Raw genomic sequence first — 19,796 nt, 5'->3', positions numbered from 1 at the left:
CCTAATTTTCTCTAAACAATGAGATTAGTTTTGGTAATGTATTTGCACTAGTATTTCTTATAGCAAGATCCATCTCCAATGACATTTCAGTATCTTCTGGATTAACTTCTATTAACAATGCATTATTTTGTTTTGCATATATTGGCAGTGTATTTGCAGGAGACACTACAAGTGATGTGCCGGCAATTACCATCAAGTCACATTGATTTGCATGAATTATTGCTTCTTGCCAAACATCTTGTGGCAGGGATTCTCCAAACCAAACAACATCTGGCCTGAGAATATTTCCACACTTGCATAATGGAGGACTATCAGAAAAATCAGTCATTATCTCATCCTTGAAATCACAAACAGTACACTTTATTTTTACAATACTGCCATGTAACTCTAGTACTTGAGTACTTCCAGCCTTTTGATGCAGTCCATCAATATTTTGTGTTAAAATTACAACATCAACATATTTTTCTAGGTCTGCTATTGCTTTATGACCTTCATTTGGATGTGCTGAAAAAATATTCTTTCTTCTTTCATTATACCACTCCCAAACTAGTTTTGGATTATCATAAAATGCATTAATCGTGGCTAATTTCATAGCATCATAATTTCTCCATAACCCATCCTTACCCCTAAATGTTGGAATTCCACTTTCTTGTGAAATTCCTGCACCGGTAACAAAAACAATTTTCTTTACATCTCTAATTTGGTCTTTTATTGAATCAAACATCATTTAATTTCAATTTCTAGAAGATCTCTAGCAGTTATAACAGAATTATGAATTTCTTTTGCTTCATTCAAATGTTCAACCTCATCTTTGTATCTGGCAGAAAAATGTGTGAGAATAAGATTCCTCACGTTTGCATTCTTTCCTAATGTTGCTGCCTGTTTTGCAGTTGAATGACATGTGTCCTGAGCTTTCTGTTTTTCTGTATCAAGAAATGTAGAATCAAAAACAAGATAATCACACTCTTCAAAAAATTTTTCTAATTCTTGTGTAGGCATTGTATCTCCTGAAATGCCTATTTTTTTACCACGACGTTTTTCACCTAAAACTTGTTCTGGCTTTATTGTCTTTTCATTAATTATGATCTCCTTTCCATTTTGTAATTTATTCCATAAATCTCCTTCAGGTATGCCTAATTCCTTAGCTTTTTTAACATTAAACCTTCCTGGTTTGTCTTTTTCTTCAAATAAATATGAGTATGCAACAATTGAATGATTTGCTTTACATGCTCGTATTGAAAATTTCTCATTTTCAAAAATTTTTTCATCTTTTATTGTATTTATTAAAACTGGAAATGATAATCCAAAATTTAATACTTTGATATTTGCAGCAATGAATTCTTCGATTCCACTTGGTCCAAAAATTTCTAATGTTTCAGTTCTATTTTGCATAGACATTGTTTGTAATAACCCTAGAATTCCTACACAATGATCTCCATGAAGATGTGTTACAAAAATTTTCATTTTTTTATTCCATCCTAATCCTGATTTCATATAGGAAATTTGTGCAGCTTCACCGGCATCAAACATAAGAATCTCTCCTTCTCTTTCAAGACAAATACATGACAAACCTCTATTTTCCGTGGGTTGAGCAGCTGATGTTCCCAGAAATACAAGTTTCATTTAATCAAAATTGTCCTTGTCAAGCTTTTATGCCTATAGATCTGATATTTTTTTAATCCTCTTAGTTTCAGATTGTCTCCAAATTCTTTTTTGTACATAATAGCCATCTTCTTTCTTTTTGGCATTATAGCCACAAATTTCTTTATAATTTCTTCAGGTTTTTCTGATGTTTTTGATGTTTTTCCGTATGGAAAATCAGTAACAACACCATCAAATTTTTCAGATATGTTCTTGATTTCTTGAAAATCTGAATGAATTACTTGTGATTTGTATCCATTTTCTTTAAGATTTTTTTTAGTAATTTCTACCATCTTCTTATCAAAATCTAATCCAATTGCATGAATTCCCATCGATTCTGCTTCTAAAAGCGTTGTACCTGTTCCACAAAACGGATCACATACAGTTTCTCCTTCTTTTAACCCAATTAGATTAATCATTGCCCTTGTCAATTTCCAGTCTAATTCATGTGGTTGAGTTATTGCTTTTCTTGGCCTCTTTTTTTCTTTGAATCTTTTTGAGAATCCAAAAAAGTTCTCTTTTTTAGTAAAAATTAGGTATACTGTAATATCTGGATTTTCAAGTTTGACTTTAGCGTTAGAGAATTTTGATATCATATCTCCCATAGAATTCTCTAATTCTGGAATATTGAACTGATTTGAAGACAGGTTAATAATTCTACAAACAAAAGTTTTGGCATTTTTTAATATTTCAAAATTTTCTTCATCTAAGAATAGTCCTGACATTTTTCGTAATATTTGCCCTGATACTTTAACAAATGATGCTCGTTTTGAAATTTCATACCAGTTAGTTTTTGATTGAATTACTACTAAATTAGAAATAACTTTAACTTTAGAAAATCTATCAAAAGTTTTAGCTATTGCAATAATTTCATCTATTGCAATTTCTAATTGATCTTTAGATAATACAAAAAAACTTTCTGGCATTATACTATTGCCTTTGCAATTGTATTTGATACATCAACTATTGATGTTTTTCCAGGAATTGTATTTGTACTTACAATCTTAGTGACTCCTGATTTTTTTATTTTTTTTCCAGCATCATTCATTAAAAGAGCATGAGTACATGCAACAAATACTCTGCCACACTTTTCTTTTTTCAGAAATTTTGTTGCATTAATTATACTGCCACCTGTACTTATCATGTCATCAACTAAAATTAGATCTCTTCCAACTACATCTACCTTTTTAGTTTTAATCTCTACTTTTCCTGTTTTTCTATCTCTCTTTTTATCTAGAGCAATGTAGTCTATTTCCATCTGTTTTGCAAATTCTTTTGCTCTCTCTTTTCCACCTTGATCAGGCGAAACAATTAATGGATTTTTTAGGCTCAATTTCTTAAAATATATGGCTAAATCTGGAATTGCTGAGATATTTTTTGTTTTTATCGTAAAATGTTTAAGCCCAATTAGACTGTGAATGTCTACTGCAATAATTTTTGATGCTCCTGCACCTTTGAATAATTTTGCTAAAACCTTCATTGTGATTACTTCACCTGGCAAAAATTCTCTATCTTGTCTTGCATATCCCATATATGGAATCACAGCAATCACTTCAGATGATGTTTCTTTAACTTTTGAAATCATTGATAATGCTTGAATTAGATTGGTATCAACGGGTGGATAAAATGATTGTACTACAACTGATTTTATTTTTGATATGTTTCCTTTCAATGTGATCTTGCTCTCTCCATCAGGAAAAACTCTTACGTCTGATTTCACTAGATTTGCATTTACTTTTTTTGCTAATTTTCCCCCCAAATCTTCTGATGCTTTTCCACATATTACTGATAATTTTGTCAACAAGAAATTGTGATCTGTAGGGATTCTTAAGTTTTGAGAAGATTAGTCTTCTCCACTGCCGCGACCAATATCACCAACACCATATTCATCAATAACTCCCTTTCTTTGTTCTGTAAGCCTATCAATTTCCTCTTGTTCACGTTTTTCATCTCCTTGATATACAGTTCTAATTGGCCATGGAATTCTAATATCATATTTTTTGAATTCTTCATACATGATCATTCTCATTTCAGTTTTAGCCTTGAATTGAGCCCCATAATCTCTTACATAAAGCCATAATGAAAAATCTAATGATGAATCATTGAATTGATTAAATCTTACAACTGGCTGAGCTATATCTACATGAATATCCTTATCACATCCACAACTTGGTTTGTTTTCATCGAGATATGGACATCTTAATTGTACAACGAGGTGTCTTTGTTTATCATCTACTATCTCTTTCATCCCGCGCTTTCCAACTTTAACAAGAATTGCTGCAACTTGTTTAGGATCATTAAGATATGAAACACCTACTTCTACTATTGCAGGTACCATCTTGATCTCTTTTGAATAGTTGATAATCTGAGAATTTACTAATTGTCTTGTGGGAATTACTGCAAAAGATTCGTTTAGTGCATTTCTGATATAGGTTACTCTAGGCGTAATTTTGTGGACATACCCATTATATCCTGTATCTAACAATATTCTCTCTCCTTCAGAAAATATCTTATCTTTGCGAATCAAAATATATGCAAAATAGTTCTGCATTGTTTCTTGCAATGCTAAACCAATTCCAATTGCTAGTCCTCCTGTGGCAGTAGCAAGTACAATAAGATCTACTCCCCACCAACTAATAATGCCAACAATTACGGCAACAAAAATCCCTAGAGGTAAAATCTGTGAAATTGATTTTGGAAGATTTTTTCTCTTTCTTGTTGCATATCCAGGAGGTCTTCCACCTGGAATAATTGGATCATATCCGTTTAGTCTTTTTTCTTCTCTCCATGTGTCTATAGGATAAATTTCTTCATCTTCTTGTCCAGTTTTTAGTTTTTTCCCTGATTGATTATGTCCTGAAACGCATTTCTTAAAGTAATCTTGATATTTTTTTCTTTCAGCTTCTTTCCATTCTTCAAATGGATTTTTTACAAGTTCTTCATAACTCCCAATAGGCAATCCTTTAGTTGTCCTAAACTCTTCAAGAAATTTTCTCCCCTCATCAGTTTCTAAGTGTTTTTTAAAATCTTCTTCAGAAATATCTTCAGGAGTATTTACAGGTGGAACCCATCTGAAAAGTTTATGAAATAAATCTCCATCATCATCTTTGAATCCTCTCATCTCTTTCCATGCTTCAAAATCTTCTTTTTCTTCAGTTGATTTTTGTCGTTTGTTAAGTGCTATTGGAATCAGATGAGCTATTGAATAGCCTATTACCAAAATGTTAATGCTGTTAAGTATTTTCGCAAATGTCTCTGCAGGACTTAATCTATCAATACTTTCTATTGATTCTTCTGCATCTTGGATAACCTCTTCTAACTCTATCTTTGCTTCTTCAAAAATATCAAAAGACTGTATATAGAAATTCATAGTTGTAATTAGAATTATAGCAAAAAATGGTAATACTCCTACTTGAATAAATCTAGAAAGATGTGGTCTGACATAGTAAAATTTTTGAGATCTTACCCATTTTGAAAAAACGCGATAAACTGAAACAATTGCTATAATTCCAACAATTAACACAAAAAATGCTGCTTGAAGAGCCTCAGAAGACGCAATTAATTCAGTTACACTCTGAAATTCATTAGTTTGCCCTGCAACTGCATCAATAATCTCTTCAGCCATGTATCTCTTAATCTCCTATTCGTAGAATAGAAAGTTTAACCCATATTATCATTTTTGATAAAAATTTGATTGATTTTTCACCAAATTTGAAAATTTTGTGCGTAATTGACGTGTAACCTTTAACAATGGAATGTGTATTACTTACTAAGTGACCTATCAAGAATCTGTTTGGGATGAATCGCCCTCGCTAAAATCATACACACTATCTAATTTTCGTACTCTCCCACAAATTGAAAAACTTTCTGAAGAAACTCGATTTGAAATGGAAGTAGTAGGAAATGTTTTACCATTTAAGGCAAACAACTATGTTGTTGAGCAATTAATTGATTGGGATAATGTTCCTACTGATCCAATGTATGTACTAACATTTCCTCAAAAAGGTATGCTAAAACCTGAACATTATTCAAAAATGGAAAATGCATTAAAAAATAATTCTGATAAAAAAGAAATTGCAAATATCGCTAACGAAATTCGTTTACAACTTAATCCTCATCCTGCAGGACAAATGGAACTAAATGTTCCAACTCTAAAAGATGGAACAAAGTTGTATGGTATGCAACATAAATACAAAGAAACTTGTTTGTTCTTCCCAAGTCAAAGTCAAACTTGTCATGCGTACTGTAGTTTTTGTTTTAGATGGCCACAATTTGTTGGTATGGATGAAATGAAATTTGCTATGCAAGAAGGAGAGCAACTTGTTCAATATGTTTCAGAGCATCCAGAGATTTCAGATGTTCTCTTTACTGGTGGTGATCCAATGATTATGAAAGCAAAGATGTTTTCAAAATATGTGGATGCTTTAATCGAATCAAAACTACCAAATCTTAAAACAATTAGAATTGGAACAAAAGCTCTTTCTTATTGGCCTTACAAATTCTTGACTGATTCTGATTCTGAAGAAATGTTAGATGTTTTTAGAAAGATTACTGATAGTGGATTACATCTTGCATTTATGGCACACTTTAATCATCTAAACGAACTATCAACTGATGCTGTAAAATCTGCAATTAAAGCGGTAAGAGACACAGGCGCTCAGATCAGAACACAATCTCCACTTTTAGCTCATATCAATGATGATGCAAAAATGTGGGCAAAAATGTGGACTAAACAAGTTCAGTTAGGCTGTATACCATACTACATGTTTGTAGTAAGAGATACAGGAGCTCAACATTACTTTGGAATTCCACTTGTTAGAGCATATGAAATTTTCAGTCAAGCATATTCTTCTGTTAGTGGACTAGGAAGAACTGTTCGTGGACCTAGCATGTCAGCAACTCCTGGAAAAGTTCAAGTTGTTGGAACTACGGAATTTAATGGTCAAAAATTACTGGTTTTGAGATTTTTACAAGGACGAAACCCAGATTGGGTTAAAGAGTCATTTTTTGCAAAATATGATGAAAATGCAATTTGGTTAGATGATCTAAAACCTGCATTTGGTGAAAAATTCTTCTTTGAAGATGAATTAAATGCCATCAAAGCATCAAAAAGCAGTTAATTTTATAATTTACCTGACCATCTTGACAAATCTATCTTACTTGATAACATTAGTAAATTGATTTTCTAAAAATATCGTTGAACGCAGATCAAGTATTACAAACTATCAAAGATGAAAAAATTTCATTTATTGATTTTTGGTTTGTTGATATTTTTGGTGAACTGCATAATGTTGGAATGCCGAGCTATGCAATTGATAAAAATAGCTTTGTAAACGGTCTTGAAAAATTAGATGCAAGCTCAATTGTTGGATTCAAATCTGTAAATAATTCTGATATGATTTTAATGCCTGATCCCACTTCATTTAAAATTCTTCCATCTGATTATGATCCTGGAAATAGAAAAAATGCTAGAATATTTTGTGATTTGTATGATGGAAGTACAGATGAAAGCTCAAGATACAATAGGGATTCAAGAGGTATTGCATACAAGGCATCAAAGAAACTCAAAGAGTTTGGATTTACCCATACAAATTGGGGTCCAGAAATAGAATTTTTTGTATTCGATACTATCAATGTTTACCCATCTCCATATGCTGCAACACATTCGTATGGAGGCTCTGGTTATTCTATTGAATCTAAAGAATCTCCATGGGCTAAAGGAAATGTAAGTACTGCTATAGATATCAAAGAAGGATACTATCCATCTCAACCTAAGGATACTCTTGAGGGATTTAGAAAAGATGTATGTGATGATTTGTATAACTATTTTGGAATTAGGATAGAGGCTGAACATCATGAAGTTGCAACTTCTGGTCAATGTGAAATTAATCTTGAATATGATGAAATGATTCAGATGGCTGATCATGTGATTGGAGTGAAAAATTTAGTTAAAGTAAAAGCTAAACGAAAAAATAAGGTTGCAACATTTATGCCAAAACCAATTTTTGGTGATAATGCATCAGCTATGCATACTCACCAAAGCTTGTGGAATGGCAAATCAAATGTAATGTATGATAAAGATGATGAACAAGCACAAATGAGTCAGACTGGAAGATATTACATTGGAGGAATTTTGAGTCATGCATCAGCATTATGTGCAATTTCAAATCCTACAACAAATTCATACAAACGTCTAGTTCCTGGATTTGAGGCACCAGTCAATGTTTGTTGGGGATTGGGTAATAGATCAGCTGCAATAAGGGTTCCAATGTATAATCGAAACCAAGAAAAAAGTAAGAGGCTTGAATACAGAGTTCCTGATCCTACTGCAAACATCTATCTTCTAGAAGCTGCATTATTGCTTGCAGGCTTGGATGGAATTAAAAATAAAATTGATCCTGGTGATCCAATTGAAGAAAATGTCTACAAACTCTCTCCAGAAAAGAAAAGAGAATACAAAATTGGTTCATTACCTGTCTCATTAAAGGGAGCTCTTGATTCTTTGTCATCTGATTCAAAATTCCTTGAAGATGTTTTCACAAAAGATTTTCTTGATGTCTATTCTGAATTAAAATACAAAGAATATGTTGCATTTGCCCAAACTCCTACTGCATGGGAAGTTTCAATGTATGCTGATGCCTGATTGGTACAAATATCGAATTTATGATTAAAATTCATTTTAAGAAATATGATATAACATTTTTAATATCAAATTAGATTTTTTTAGTATGAAACTAAGCATTTTACTTCTATTGCTAGTTATTCCAGGTATGATTAGTGTCGCATATGGGCACACTATTGATGCTGTGGGGGAATATCGGGTAGAGATTGGCTGGATGAATGAACCAGTTGTTTCTGGTGATACTAATGCCATTGAATTCTATGCTAGTCCTCTAATACCATGTCCTGAAATTTCAGAACCAAGAAAATGTGCAGAATCGCAACAATTTCAAAATGGAATTGAAGGATTAAAAAAAACTCTAAAGATGCAATTAATTTACAAAGATGAAATGATTACACTACCACTTTCACCTGATCATGACATTCCTGGAAAATATTATGCATTTGTTAACCCAACTGTATCAGGATTTTATCAAGCAAATGTGTTGGGCGCCATTGAAGACACTCCAATTAGTTTATCAATGCATCCACCAAAAGTTGCAGAACGAGCATACATTGAATTTCCTGAACCTTCTGATATTACTGTACAACAAATGATTGATGGACATACTGCGCTCATTGAAAATATTGGAAATCTAAAGGACTCTGTCAGTAATCTAGAAGAAACAAGACAACAAATGGATGTAGGTTATGCAGGAATTGGTGTTGGTATAATAGCAATAGTAATTGCAATTATTGCGCTTACAAAATCTAAAAACAACTAATCTGACTCTACAAAACTATTTCTTCTTTTTAAAACAAAATACAAAATTGCTCCAATTCCTATAATGGCTAATCCTACAAGAACAACCTCAATTTCAAATTGTAATGCCATGTAAACAGTAGTTACAAATCCAAATAATGGTAAAATTGGAAATTTACCAATATTGACTGGAACTTTGAATGGTCTTTTTAGTACTGGTTCTGTATATCGTAGAACAATTACTGCCAAATTAATTGCTGCAAATGTAATGACTACTGCAAAAACTACAATATTTGCTATAATTACAATATCTCCAACAAAGGCAAAACCAATTGATGTGACTAAAATTCCTATTACTGCAATCCATGGTGTATTTGTTTTGGGATGAATTCTGGCAAAAAATCGTGGCAATGAGTTACTTTTTGCCATTCCATACAGGATTCTGGCACCTGCAACTAGTGTAATTAGAACAGTACTTGCAGTTGCAAAAAGAGCAATTAGAGATAAAGTAAAACTACCATTTGGGCCCAAAGCAGCATGAGCTACATCAGCTAATGGTGCAGATGATAATGCTAACTCTTCCCAATTTAGAATTCGTACTGCTGATAAGGAAACTAGTACGTAGATTATTCCAGTAATTACAACTGATAAAACTATAGCCCTCGGAATTGTCTTTTGGGGTCTCCGAACCTCTTCTGCAACATTTGCCATATCTTCAAACCCAATAAATGCAAAGAAAATCAAAACAAATGCTAGAATTATACCTGTCATGCCACTTGGTGTTTCAAAATAATTAATTGTTTCAACTGGTTCTATTGAAAAACCAAGAAAAATAATAAGAACAAGTCCTGCTGCAGTAACCAATGCAAAAATAGTATTTGCCCATGCAGATTCTTTTATTCCTATAAAATTTACAACCGATAAAATTATGATTAGAAAAATCGCTCCAATTGTAATTGGTAAATCAATAAACTGAGTTAGATATCCGCCAAATCCTAGTGAAACAGTAGCAGCAACTATAATTGATGTAATTGCTGTTAACCATCCTATAATAAAACCAAAAAAATTATTCTTGAATGCATTTTTTACAAATGTATATTCTGCAGCAGCTTTTGGGTATAAAGCTGATAACTCTGCATAACTTAATCCTGCAAAAATTGCAACAACTGCACCTAACAAAAAAGAAACCCACATTGAATTACCTGCAAATCCTGCAGCTTCTCCAATTAAGACATAGATTCCTGCACCTAGAATTAATCCTACACCATACATGGTAAGGTGAAAAAGTCCCATGTGTCGCTTTAGTTCAGACATCGCTTTCCTAATTTATCAGAGAATTTAATCCGTATCCTACCAAATAAGCAACAAATGCTGCTGTTCCACCTATGATTAACGTATAGGTTCCTGAACGAACTTTTGATCTTTTTACAATTTTTCCTTTTATCATCCCTACCATAAAAAATGCGATACTTACTGAAATGATGGAATATACAAATGCCTCCGAATTTGCTTCAACTCCGACAATAATGAAGATCATAAATGGTATTAATGGAATTAATCCAATTACATTAAACCCAAAAAATGTACTAAAAGAACTATCTAAAGGATTCTTTTTGTCTTCAATTAACCCTAACTCCTCCTTCATCATGGTATCCAACCAAACTTTTCTTCTAGATGTGATAATTCTTACAACTTCTTCTAACAATTCATCTTTGAATCCTTTTTCTCTGTAAATGTCTCTGATCTCATCTCTTTCCTGCTCTTCTAAATTGTCAATTTCCCATTCCTCTTGTTTTCTTTTCATTTGAATAAACTCATTTCTGGCTTTTGATGCCTGATAATTTGCTGCTGCCATTGAAAATCCATCTGCAAACAAATTTGCAAATCCTAAAATCAAAATAATTCCGGGAGATAATCCAGCTCCTACAACACTTGCAACTATTGCAAAAGTCGTAACTGCCCCATCAATAGAGCCATAAACAAAATCATCAAAATGCCACTTCATGTTATGTTATTATTGCTTTAGTTACATCACTTTTACTAATTATTCCTGCAATACTGTTGTTTCCATCAAGAACAACTAAACCACTAACGTTATTCTCTAATAATACATTACAAGCTTTTCCTAAATCTTCATTAAATTTGATAGTGATTAGTCCCTTACTCATCACATCTCTAGCTAATGAAATATCCCCAAATCCTTCTTCGGATAGAAATCCACGTCTAACATTATCAAAATTTGTGCCTGAAAAATCATCTTCACTACCAAGCTCAATTGATATTCTAAATAAATCTCTAAATGAAATTACCCCTACTGGTTCTTCTTGTTGATTTTTTACAATAATCCTTGAGATCTTTTTTTCTAACATCTTCCTTACAACCTTATACAATGGTGCGGCAGTATGGGTATATTCATAATCATGAGTCATAAAATCAACAACTTTGTTTTTTCCAGATAATTTTTCAACAAAATATCTTACAAGATCACTTTTTGTTACAATTGCTTTTACTTCTTGTTTTTCTCCTATCGCTAATGAGCTAATACCTTTTTCAATCATTATCTTTGCAGCATTTTCAGGAATAATATCTTGTTCAACAAATTCAATTGGATTCATAATCTCTGTAACTGGAATTTCTTCTAATCCTCTCCTTGTTGTTTCTGAAAACAAAAACAGCCCTATGTCTTTTTCAGTAATTATGCCAATATGTTTTCCACCATCATTAACAATTAATCTGCTAATTTTTGTGTCTAGCAACATTTTGATTGCATCAGAAATTGTAGAATTTTTAATAATTGAGATCGGTTTATTTGAAATTGAAGCAATTGTCAATTTTTAACTTACAAGATTTTTTGTATAAAAACTACGGAGATAATTTCCAATTCTGATTATAATTTCTAATCTCAACTTTGGAAATATTGCCTATTTTTATATTCTATGGATGAAACATTCAGACATGGCAAAGTTTGCAAAAATTCTTGTTCCACTTGATGGTTCTGCAAACGCTACTCGTGGCTTAGACAGAGCAATTGAGATTGCAAAAGGAAGTGGTGCCGAAATTACTGGCTTCTATGTATTTCACTTGCCTCTTGCTGCAGGAATCAAATACACACAAAAAATGAAAGACGAGGCTCAAAAAAAGGCTGTAAAAGCCATTGGTCCTGCAATGAAAAAAACCCAAAATGCTGGTGCCAAATTCAAGTATCATACTGGCGGTGGCCATACTGGAACTGAGATTGTCAAATATGCTCAAAAAGGAAAATTTGACATGATTGTAATTGGTGCAAGGGGCATGGGTGGTGCAAAAGAAGCATTTCTTGGTAGCACATCAAATTATGTTATGCACAAAACCAAGATTCCTGTCTTAGTTGTGAAATAGTATTTTTTACCATTTTTTATTTTCACATACTTGATATCCTGTAAATGTAATAACCTAAAAGTATAGGAATCATGAAAAATTATTTGGATAATGTAAGATATGGTTGAAAGTAATTATGATATTTTAGGAATTGTTGAAGGAACTAGTGAAAAAGAAATTCGTGATGCATTTAGAAGATTAGCTTTACAATATCATTCTGATCGTGGTGGAGAAAACGAGCAATTTATAAAAATTAAACAAGCATATGAAGATCTAAAAATTGGTAAAAAATATCCTGAAACAGACATTGAAAAAATAAAAAACTCAAGAGTATATTCTGATGAATCTGAGGCTGATGTAAGAAGGAAAAATCAGATTCTAGGACAACAATTGTCTAAAGAAATGAAAGCCGCTGAAGAATGGGCAGCAGCACATAACAGAGCAAATTCAACTGCTTCAAGACTGTTTGGATCAAAAACTCTTGGTGAAATTGAATTGGAAAGAAAAGCTAATGGTGCCTTGTCAATTAAAGGAAATTTCATGGCTGGTAGTTTAACATATGATGGCCCAATTACTATGCAGGGAAGTATTACCAGTCCATCCTGGACTAAGGAATATCAAACAAATATTCATCTTAGAAAAGGAGATTTCAAATTTGTTGATCCCATAGAAAACAAATACAAAATTGAAAACGGAGCAAAAATTACTGTTGATAATGGAAATGTTGTAGTAGGAAATATTTTTGGTAGAAAATTTAGAGTTGAGGATCCTGAGGGAAAAGTTGGTGTATATAAAATTCTAGAACACAGAACTGAAGTTTCTGCTCCAAATGGTAAAATTGTTGCTGAAAATGTAGTTAATACTGTATCGCTAAATGCTGACACAGTAATTGTTCTAAATATAGAAGATGATGTAATAATCTCTGCACGTGAAATTCTATTTTATGGAGACAAATTTACCTATGATTCAATTATAAAACTAAAAGAAGGTGGTTCAATTCGATTTTTTGAAAATTTTTCCATTCAAGGATTAAGCGGTGATGCAAAAATTGAATTAGAAAATGGTAAGAAAATCAGATTATTTGATCTTAAAACTAAAAAAATCAAAGATTTAGCTGACGAATTTGTATCTAACAAAGAAAATTATGCAAGTGATGCAACCATGGTTGGTCATGGATTTACCATCACATATGAAATGCTAGATAATCTCTCAAAAAAACCAACAAAAAAACAGAAATCAGGTTGGGCATCAAGATTTGGATTTAAAAACTAATCAGATTACCTGCAATATTACAAAATTTAGCTAGATTCTGTCCCAAAATCATCTAATTTTTTTCTTCTAACCTCAAAAATATTGTAACCATATTTCTGTTTTAATTCAATTATACATAATTCTGTAAACTCGTATTCTGAAAAATCTTTAAAAATATTATAGATGTTTTGATCAACTACCAAGCTGTTTTTGGGGCATAATGAATTAATTTTAAAACATCGATTTACTGTGGGACCAAAAATATCGCTAATTTTAGAGGTAATACTTTCAGCTACCTTCACAGGACCATACGTTAAACTAATCTTGTAATCTAATCTAGGTAAATCCTCTTTTTGTAATTGTTCTTGTAATCTTCCATAAGATTCAACCATAGATAAACAACATTCTAAAATATTTTGTACTGATGTAGAATCATTAGTATCAACATTTGCAAATCTAAACATCAATGCATCTCCAATATTTTTAATGACTTCACCTTTGTGTTTAAGAACAATTTTTGCCATAAAATTTAAAAATATCTCATATAGTTTTGTAATATCCTCATCTGATAGTTTTGATGATATTCTAGTAGAATCTGCCATGTCAATTACTCCTACACAATCATTTTCTACATGCTGTGAAAATTTTAACAACGTGTCTCCCTCAAGCTGTTTGATGACTTCCTCTTTTTCTTTAATTTCAATTAATGATTCCTGTAGTTTTTGTGCCATTGAATCAAATGCATTAGACAGTTCTCCTATCTCATCTCTTGTTCTGATATTGGTTCTGACATCAAAATTACCATCAGCAATTTTATTTGCAGCACTTTTCAATTTGATTAGTGGTCTTGATAATGATTTTGACATAACAAAAGCTACAATTCCCATTACAGCAGTTATGGCTATACCTGTTAGCATTATTCTATCTTGAAGAATTTCTATTGGTTTTTCTACTTCACCTTCATCAATTTCTGCAAGCAAAACAATTCCTAAATCTTTAGCACAATAAGATGAACCGTAAATGGGAATTCCTCTATAATCAGGATAAAATCCTAGATTTTCTTCTCCTTGATTGAAGCATTTTTGCACAGCTAAAGTATCCACTCTTTGCTGAAATACAGCATTTTCAAAAAATCGGGATTCAGATAGCATTACAAAGTCATCATTGACAATGTATACTTCACCTGTTTCGCCTAATCCACTTCTATTAAGCAAAATATTATCAATTGCAGCAGTTCTCATTCTAGAGATAATGACTCCTATTGGTTCATCTCCAATCTTACTATCTGATACATAAACAGGAGATACAACAATCATTTTTTTACCAGATTCTGAGGGTTCAAAATCAACAAAAGATTCCTTTAGTCCTCTTTGAAAATACTCATCTTGAGAATAATCTTGATTAGATATTCCTGAAAGTGAGAAAAAGATACTCCCATTTTTGCCAATTATCTTGACGTCTTCAAATCCAATTGAAAATCCGATAAGTTTCTGAAATGCCTGCACCTGAATTAGAAAATCCCTACGTTTTTCCTCTTTAACAGCTTTAAGTTGTATTTCTGGAACGTTATTCATCTCAGTAATCAAAAATTGAATCATAGGATCATTTGCTAGAATTTGATTTTGTTCAATTCTTGATTCAAAAAGCAATCTCAGAGTTTCCCCACGTACTGTGGATTCACCAAATAATTGATCTCCTGTTCTCTGTTTTAGAATTTGATCAGCATAATTAAAACTAAAAAATCCTGTAATTGTTAATCCAATTACGGACACAATCATTACCAACAAAATGAGTTTTTTATCTAGATTAAATGAGATTGACAATTTCGTTCTATGTTAATTTTATGTAAATATCAAGGCTTCTAGTATTTCTAAGTATATTACGTTTACAAGTAATTCTTCAAGTTGATAATTACTACTATGAATGAAAATAACCTTCAGCATTTAATTATGAATTTTACACTTTTTTTAAATATGAAATTTCTAATACTGCTTTCAATTCTTGCTATTTTAGGCTCAACATCTTCTGCTTATGCTGAGGAATACATTATTGATATTCCCTTTGGAGCATACAATCCTGAACTAAATACACCGGCAGAAGTTTGGTATGATCCACCATTAATCAATGTGATAGTTGGAGATACTATAACCTGGTATAATGATGATAGAGAAGCCCATACTGTAACTAGTGGTGATGGACCAGGAAGATTTGGTTGGATGGATAATAGAGATCTTGGAAAACCTGATGGGATATTTGATAGTGGTAGATTTCTTCCAGGAGAATCTTGGTCATATCAATTTGAAGAATCAGGAAACTTTTCATATTTTTGTACAATTCATCCGTGGATGGATGGAATGATAATTGTTGAAGAAAAAATTCCTGATTACCCTCATGATGCAACAGGAAAAGAAATCAAATTTCCTCTCTTACAATATACTCCAGATGGAGCTATTGAAGTTAATCTGGCATGGGATCCTCCAGTAATTAAAACACATGAAAAAATTCAATTTGTATACCAATTCTATGATCCTCAAACAAACTCTAATCTTGCAGAGATGAAGTATAATTTTGTGATTTTCCAAAATGGACACGAAATTTTTCGAGATGAAGGGCTAAGTCAGATAGGTGGAGATTACAGAAATTTTGTTTTTACCGATCCTGGTTCAATTATTGTTAGAATTGAAGGTATTCAAACCCCTTCACTTTTAGCTGAAGAAAGCGTAACTGTATTTGGTGATGTACAAAGTAAAGAACAAAGATCAGTAGATTTTACTGCTGCAGTTTATGCTAATCCTGAAAAAACATCTCATGAAACATATCATATCAAACCTGCACAAAGATTGACCACATATTATGAATTGATGATTTTCATTATACTTGTTCCAGCTGTAATGTTTATTGTTGCACTATTTTGGTTAAAGAAGAAACCAGATGTGTCAAAAACCAAGTCTGGTGCTGTTAAAGTCTAAAATAAGAAAAAGAAATTAAAAGTTGAACTAATCTAATCGATTAATTCGGTCCAACCTTTGACGAAGACTGAATCTTTGTGGAGTGGAACTGGTTGTCCAACAGTAAAGTCCATTGGTCTCATCCAAAAGATTGCTTTTGTTGGGCATACACCGATGCATGCACCATCAGAAATACATCTTTCTGGGTAGAAGACAAATGCTTTACCTCTCTTCCAGCCTTCAACTGGTTTTACTCTAAGGACATCTGGACCAAGTGTTGTACAGATTTCTACACATAGTGCGCATCCGATACACATTTGTTCGCTTATGTCTGGAATAATTCCTACTGGCATAACAAAATAGAATCTTGATTTGGCATTAATATAATTTGCCTAAAAATATCATGTTATAACGGCGTTTGAAATTTTATAACACCGTTTGAATTTTTGATCGCACTTTATACAAAATCTAGTATTTGTTCTAGAATTTGAAAATTTTTGAATCTTCATTTTCTTTGTTTATAGAATGAATAACCAAGTTATTTTTAATCTTCTTTAGAAAATAAACTCCTGTTTTTGCAGATCTTAGGATTTGTTTGCCTCCTGGCGTAAGAATCCAACCTTCATTTTCTTTTTTCCTTGCCATGCCAGTAATTAGAACAGATGACTCTACTCTTTTTCCTAATGAGGAGAGCAACATTACACATGAATTAATGAATATTGCAGATTCTAAATCATCAAACATATTGTAGACTCCGTTAAATGAATCAATAATTACAAAAAATTTTTCTTTTGATATTTTTGAAATTATTTCTGCTAATTTTTCTTCCAATTTTCTTTTGTTGGATGAAAAATTGTTACATTATTTCTTTTCTGAATAATTCCTGACTCGACATATCCAGTATAAAGTAAATCCATATCTACAAAAATTATTGGACTTTCAATAGAATCAATTAACTTTTTGAGAAATTCTGCTTTGTGAAAAGGTTCTGAACAAAGTACTATGCTAGGAATTTTTTCTCGAAATTCATTTTGAATGTGAATTAATTTGCTATCTAGAATCTGGTCAGGATTTTTATCCAACAATCATTTAGCATTTTACAGATATAATAATGAATTTAGTCTCAAAAGATATTTCAGATGATTTTCCAAATTCAGGTAAAATCTACCTAAACAATGCATCTGTTTCTTTAATGCCTGCTCAAAGTATTGAAGCAATGAGAGAATTTCTAATTTCATACAATTCCATAGGTCCTGATTCAAAGGAATCAGAACCATTTGTTACTGAAAAACTAAGGAATATGAGAAAAATAATAGCAAAAATTATTTCATGCCAACCTGATGAAGTTGTTTTAACTCAGAGCACAACTGATGGAATCAACATTGTTGCAAATGGCCTTTCATTTGATGAAAAATCAAATATAATTATTCGAGGAATGACACATGAACACCATTCAAATTTCTATCCATGGCTAAAATTAAAAGAAAAAATTTCTATAAAAAATCTCCCTATTGACAAAGATGGTCTTTTCAAACTTGAAGATTTGGAATCATTTGTTGATGATCATACAAAATTGGTTGCGCTAAGTCATGCATTATACAATACTGGTTCAATTTTACCAATGGACAAAATAATAAAAATTCTAGATGATAAAGTACCTCTTTTTGTTGATAGCGCACAAACTGTAGGGTGCATTGATGTTGATGTTTCTAAAATGAATTGCAATTTCATGTCTTTCAATGGTTCAAAATGGTTATGTGGTCCTATGGGTACTGGCTTGTTTTATTGTAATAGAAAATCAAGTGATCTACTAGAACCAAAAACTATAGGTGGAGAATCTGCAATTATCTATGATGATACAAATCTTGCATTCAAAGAACTTCCTGATAAATTCCAAACTGGATTTAGAAATTATGTTGGAATTGTTGGATTAGAATCATCTGTAAATTACTTGCTAAACTTTGGACTAGAAAATATTCGTAAAAAAAATCAATACCTGTCAAATCTTCTTAGAGAAGAACTATCTAAACTACCAAAAATTATTTTATATGGTCCTGAAGATCCTGATTCTAGAACCAGTATTGTATCTTTTAACATCAATGGAATTGATTCAGAAGAACTAGTTGATAGACTTGAAAAACAAAACATAATCTTGGCTGTAAGAGAAATCATGGAACAAAAGATTGTACGAGCATCACCCCATTTCTTTAACACTGAATCGGAAATTCTATCAGTAATTGATGCGATAAAGAATCTATAGATTCTCTTGTTCTTCTATAACCATCATAGTTAATGTAGATTGAACTTTTGTAATTTTTCTAACCCTATTGGTAATAATTGAACGCAGTTTTTCAGCATCATCTGAGGATAATTTTAAGACGATGTCGTATACCCCGTATACCCCCTGAACTTCATAAGTCACATCTTCTTCTGTAAGAATTTGCTTTACTTCATTGATGATTGATTCATCTGATCCTAAATCAGAATTTAGTAGAACGTACGCAGTGGTCACACGAAATTTTTAATCAAACAGTATTTAACTTTTCATAATTCAAAAATTGATTAATCAGCACTTGATATTATTAATGTGAAACCTATAGATCTCACACTTACAATATCAAAATCTATTCCAAGTTTTCCTGGTTCCCCAAAACCACAGTTCATTTTTTGGTCTAGTCTAAAAGAAGATGGGTATAATCTTGAGCTTTTATTCCTTAGCTCCCATACTGGAACCCATCTTGATGCACCATTTCATTTTGTTAAAAATGGCATCAAAATCGACCAAATTCCCCTTTATAGATTAATGAGCAAAGCTATACTGATCAGACTAAAAAAACCAAAAAATTCTCCTATCACAAAATCTGAAATTCTCCAATCTGAGAAAAAAAATGGAAAGATCCCTGACAAATCATCTGTTTTCTTTTTTACTGGTTGGCAGAAAAATCTCAAAAAAAATAACTACTTTACAGAAAATCCTGGATTAGAATCGTCAGCTGCTAAATATCTTGCACAAAAAAAAATAAACCTTGTTGGAATTGATTCGCCTAGTATAGATCTTGGACAAGATGAATCATTTAGTGTTCATCATATCTTATCTAAAAATAATATATTGATAGTAGAAAACTTGGCAAACTTGAATAAAATTTCATCAAATGAATTTAACTTTACAATTCTTCCGCTGAAACTAAAAGATGCAACAGGCTCACCTGTAAGGGCAATAGCATTTTAAATTATGT

Annotated in this window: 21 protein-coding genes; 8 read left to right on the top strand and 13 right to left on the bottom strand. The window is 31.9% G+C overall.

All coding sequences use genetic code 11. The annotated features are described in order from the left end of the window. Window position 1: 1 nt before the first annotated feature. From NPIRD3C_RS01165 to NPIRD3C_RS01145, 5 genes are read right to left on the bottom strand one after another with little or no spacing between them, the layout of a single operon-like run. Window positions 2-724, bottom strand: a complete 723-nt coding sequence (locus NPIRD3C_RS01165) for an SIR2 family NAD-dependent protein deacylase (RefSeq protein WP_148704076.1) — start codon at window positions 722-724, stop codon at window positions 2-4. After that, window positions 724-1,623, bottom strand: coding sequence for a ribonuclease Z (gene rnz, locus NPIRD3C_RS01160; RefSeq protein ID WP_148702462.1), 900 nt, complete (start codon window positions 1,621-1,623; stop codon window positions 724-726). The genes NPIRD3C_RS01165 and rnz overlap by 1 nt, the downstream gene beginning before the upstream one ends. After that, window positions 1,620-2,567 (bottom strand): TRM11 family SAM-dependent methyltransferase, encoded by a 948-nt coding sequence (locus tag NPIRD3C_RS01155; protein ID WP_148702461.1) that lies wholly within the window; start codon window positions 2,565-2,567, stop codon window positions 1,620-1,622. The genes rnz and NPIRD3C_RS01155 overlap by 4 nt, the downstream gene beginning before the upstream one ends. Next, a complete protein-coding gene (locus tag NPIRD3C_RS01150) occupies window positions 2,567-3,442 on the bottom strand; it encodes a ribose-phosphate diphosphokinase (RefSeq protein ID WP_148702460.1) in 876 nt (291 codons plus the stop codon). Before NPIRD3C_RS01150 ends, NPIRD3C_RS01155 begins: the two co-directional genes overlap by 1 nt. A gap of 42 nt (window positions 3,443-3,484) precedes the next feature. Beyond that, entirely contained in the window at window positions 3,485-5,266 is a 1,782-nt protein-coding gene (locus NPIRD3C_RS01145) for a mechanosensitive ion channel family protein (RefSeq protein ID WP_148702459.1), read from the bottom strand. Window positions 5,267-5,414: 148 nt separating this feature from the next. Between NPIRD3C_RS01145 and NPIRD3C_RS01140 the strand changes: the two genes are divergently transcribed. The 3 genes from NPIRD3C_RS01140 (at window position 5,415) to NPIRD3C_RS01130 (ending at window position 9,026) form a co-directional block, all read left to right on the top strand. Further along, entirely contained in the window at window positions 5,415-6,761 is a 1,347-nt protein-coding gene (locus NPIRD3C_RS01140; protein WP_148702458.1) for a KamA family radical SAM protein, read from the top strand. A gap of 77 nt (window positions 6,762-6,838) precedes the next feature. Then, entirely contained in the window at window positions 6,839-8,284 is a 1,446-nt protein-coding gene (gene glnA / locus NPIRD3C_RS01135) for a type I glutamate--ammonia ligase (RefSeq protein ID WP_148702457.1), read from the top strand. A gap of 85 nt (window positions 8,285-8,369) precedes the next feature. Then, entirely contained in the window at window positions 8,370-9,026 is a 657-nt protein-coding gene (locus NPIRD3C_RS01130; protein WP_148702456.1) for a hypothetical protein, read from the top strand. On the opposite strand, the gene NPIRD3C_RS01125 is transcribed toward NPIRD3C_RS01130, so the two are convergent. Genes NPIRD3C_RS01125 through NPIRD3C_RS01115 form a run of 3 tightly spaced genes read right to left on the bottom strand, consistent with a single transcriptional unit; the run spans window position 9,023 to window position 11,835 of the window. Then, window positions 9,023-10,318 carry an APC family permease gene (locus NPIRD3C_RS01125; protein ID WP_148702455.1) on the bottom strand — a complete coding sequence of 432 codons (1,296 nt, stop codon included), beginning with the start codon at window positions 10,316-10,318 and terminating at the stop codon, window positions 9,023-9,025. The two genes, NPIRD3C_RS01130 and NPIRD3C_RS01125, sit on opposite strands and share 4 nt — an antisense overlap. Window positions 10,319-10,325: 7 nt before the next feature. Then, entirely contained in the window at window positions 10,326-11,009 is a 684-nt protein-coding gene (locus tag NPIRD3C_RS01120; protein ID WP_148702454.1) for a VIT1/CCC1 transporter family protein, read from the bottom strand. 1 nt (window position 11,010) lies between these two features. Further along, complete coding sequence (locus NPIRD3C_RS01115) at window positions 11,011-11,835, bottom strand: CBS domain-containing protein (protein ID WP_148702453.1); 825 nt, start codon at window positions 11,833-11,835, stop codon at window positions 11,011-11,013. A gap of 124 nt (window positions 11,836-11,959) precedes the next feature. Here NPIRD3C_RS01115 and NPIRD3C_RS01110 point away from each other — a divergent pair, with 124 nt between their 5' ends. Then, entirely contained in the window at window positions 11,960-12,382 is a 423-nt protein-coding gene (locus tag NPIRD3C_RS01110) for a universal stress protein (RefSeq protein WP_148702452.1), read from the top strand. Window positions 12,383-12,481: 99 nt separating this feature from the next. Next, on the top strand, window positions 12,482-13,633 hold the full coding sequence (locus NPIRD3C_RS01105) for a J domain-containing protein (RefSeq protein WP_148702451.1): 1,152 nt from the start codon (window positions 12,482-12,484) through the stop codon (window positions 13,631-13,633). A gap of 26 nt (window positions 13,634-13,659) precedes the next feature. On the opposite strand, the gene NPIRD3C_RS01100 is transcribed toward NPIRD3C_RS01105, so the two are convergent. After that, window positions 13,660-15,390 carry a HAMP domain-containing protein gene (locus NPIRD3C_RS01100; protein ID WP_237087742.1) on the bottom strand — a complete coding sequence of 577 codons (1,731 nt, stop codon included), beginning with the start codon at window positions 15,388-15,390 and terminating at the stop codon, window positions 13,660-13,662. Between the two features lie 195 nt (window positions 15,391-15,585). On the opposite strand from NPIRD3C_RS01100, the gene NPIRD3C_RS01095 reads away from it, so the two are divergent. Beyond that, window positions 15,586-16,581 carry a cupredoxin domain-containing protein gene (locus NPIRD3C_RS01095; protein ID WP_148702449.1) on the top strand — a complete coding sequence of 332 codons (996 nt, stop codon included), beginning with the start codon at window positions 15,586-15,588 and terminating at the stop codon, window positions 16,579-16,581. Between the two features lie 32 nt (window positions 16,582-16,613). On the opposite strand, the gene NPIRD3C_RS01090 is transcribed toward NPIRD3C_RS01095, so the two are convergent. The 3 genes from NPIRD3C_RS01090 to NPIRD3C_RS11055 form a co-directional block, all read right to left on the bottom strand. After that, window positions 16,614-16,913, bottom strand: a complete 300-nt coding sequence (locus NPIRD3C_RS01090) for an ATP-binding protein (protein ID WP_012216147.1) — start codon at window positions 16,911-16,913, stop codon at window positions 16,614-16,616. Between the two features lie 127 nt (window positions 16,914-17,040). After that, window positions 17,041-17,391 (bottom strand): hypothetical protein, encoded by a 351-nt coding sequence (locus NPIRD3C_RS11060; RefSeq protein WP_342399202.1) that lies wholly within the window; start codon window positions 17,389-17,391, stop codon window positions 17,041-17,043. Then, window positions 17,376-17,642: a hypothetical protein gene (locus NPIRD3C_RS11055; protein ID WP_342399201.1), complete on the bottom strand. Its 267-nt coding sequence runs from the start codon at window positions 17,640-17,642 to the stop codon at window positions 17,376-17,378. The genes NPIRD3C_RS11060 and NPIRD3C_RS11055 overlap by 16 nt, the downstream gene beginning before the upstream one ends. A 29-nt stretch (window positions 17,643-17,671) precedes the next feature. Between NPIRD3C_RS11055 and NPIRD3C_RS01080 the strand changes: the two genes are divergently transcribed. Next, window positions 17,672-18,820 (top strand): aminotransferase class V-fold PLP-dependent enzyme, encoded by a 1,149-nt coding sequence (locus NPIRD3C_RS01080; protein WP_148702448.1) that lies wholly within the window; start codon window positions 17,672-17,674, stop codon window positions 18,818-18,820. Here NPIRD3C_RS01080 and NPIRD3C_RS01075 read toward each other — a convergent pair. Continuing rightward, complete coding sequence (locus NPIRD3C_RS01075) at window positions 18,815-19,072, bottom strand: Lrp/AsnC ligand binding domain-containing protein (protein WP_148702447.1); 258 nt, start codon at window positions 19,070-19,072, stop codon at window positions 18,815-18,817. The two genes, NPIRD3C_RS01080 and NPIRD3C_RS01075, sit on opposite strands and share 6 nt — an antisense overlap. 75 nt (window positions 19,073-19,147) lie before the next feature. Here NPIRD3C_RS01075 and NPIRD3C_RS01070 point away from each other — a divergent pair, with 75 nt between their 5' ends. Next, entirely contained in the window at window positions 19,148-19,789 is a 642-nt protein-coding gene (locus NPIRD3C_RS01070) for a cyclase family protein (RefSeq protein ID WP_148702446.1), read from the top strand. Window positions 19,790-19,796 lie beyond the last annotated feature (7 nt).

This window comes from Nitrosopumilus piranensis, assembly GCF_000875775.1.
Lineage (GTDB): Archaea > Thermoproteota > Nitrososphaeria > Nitrososphaerales > Nitrosopumilaceae > Nitrosopumilus > Nitrosopumilus piranensis.
This window is presented reverse-complemented; position numbering and strand designations above follow the sequence as displayed.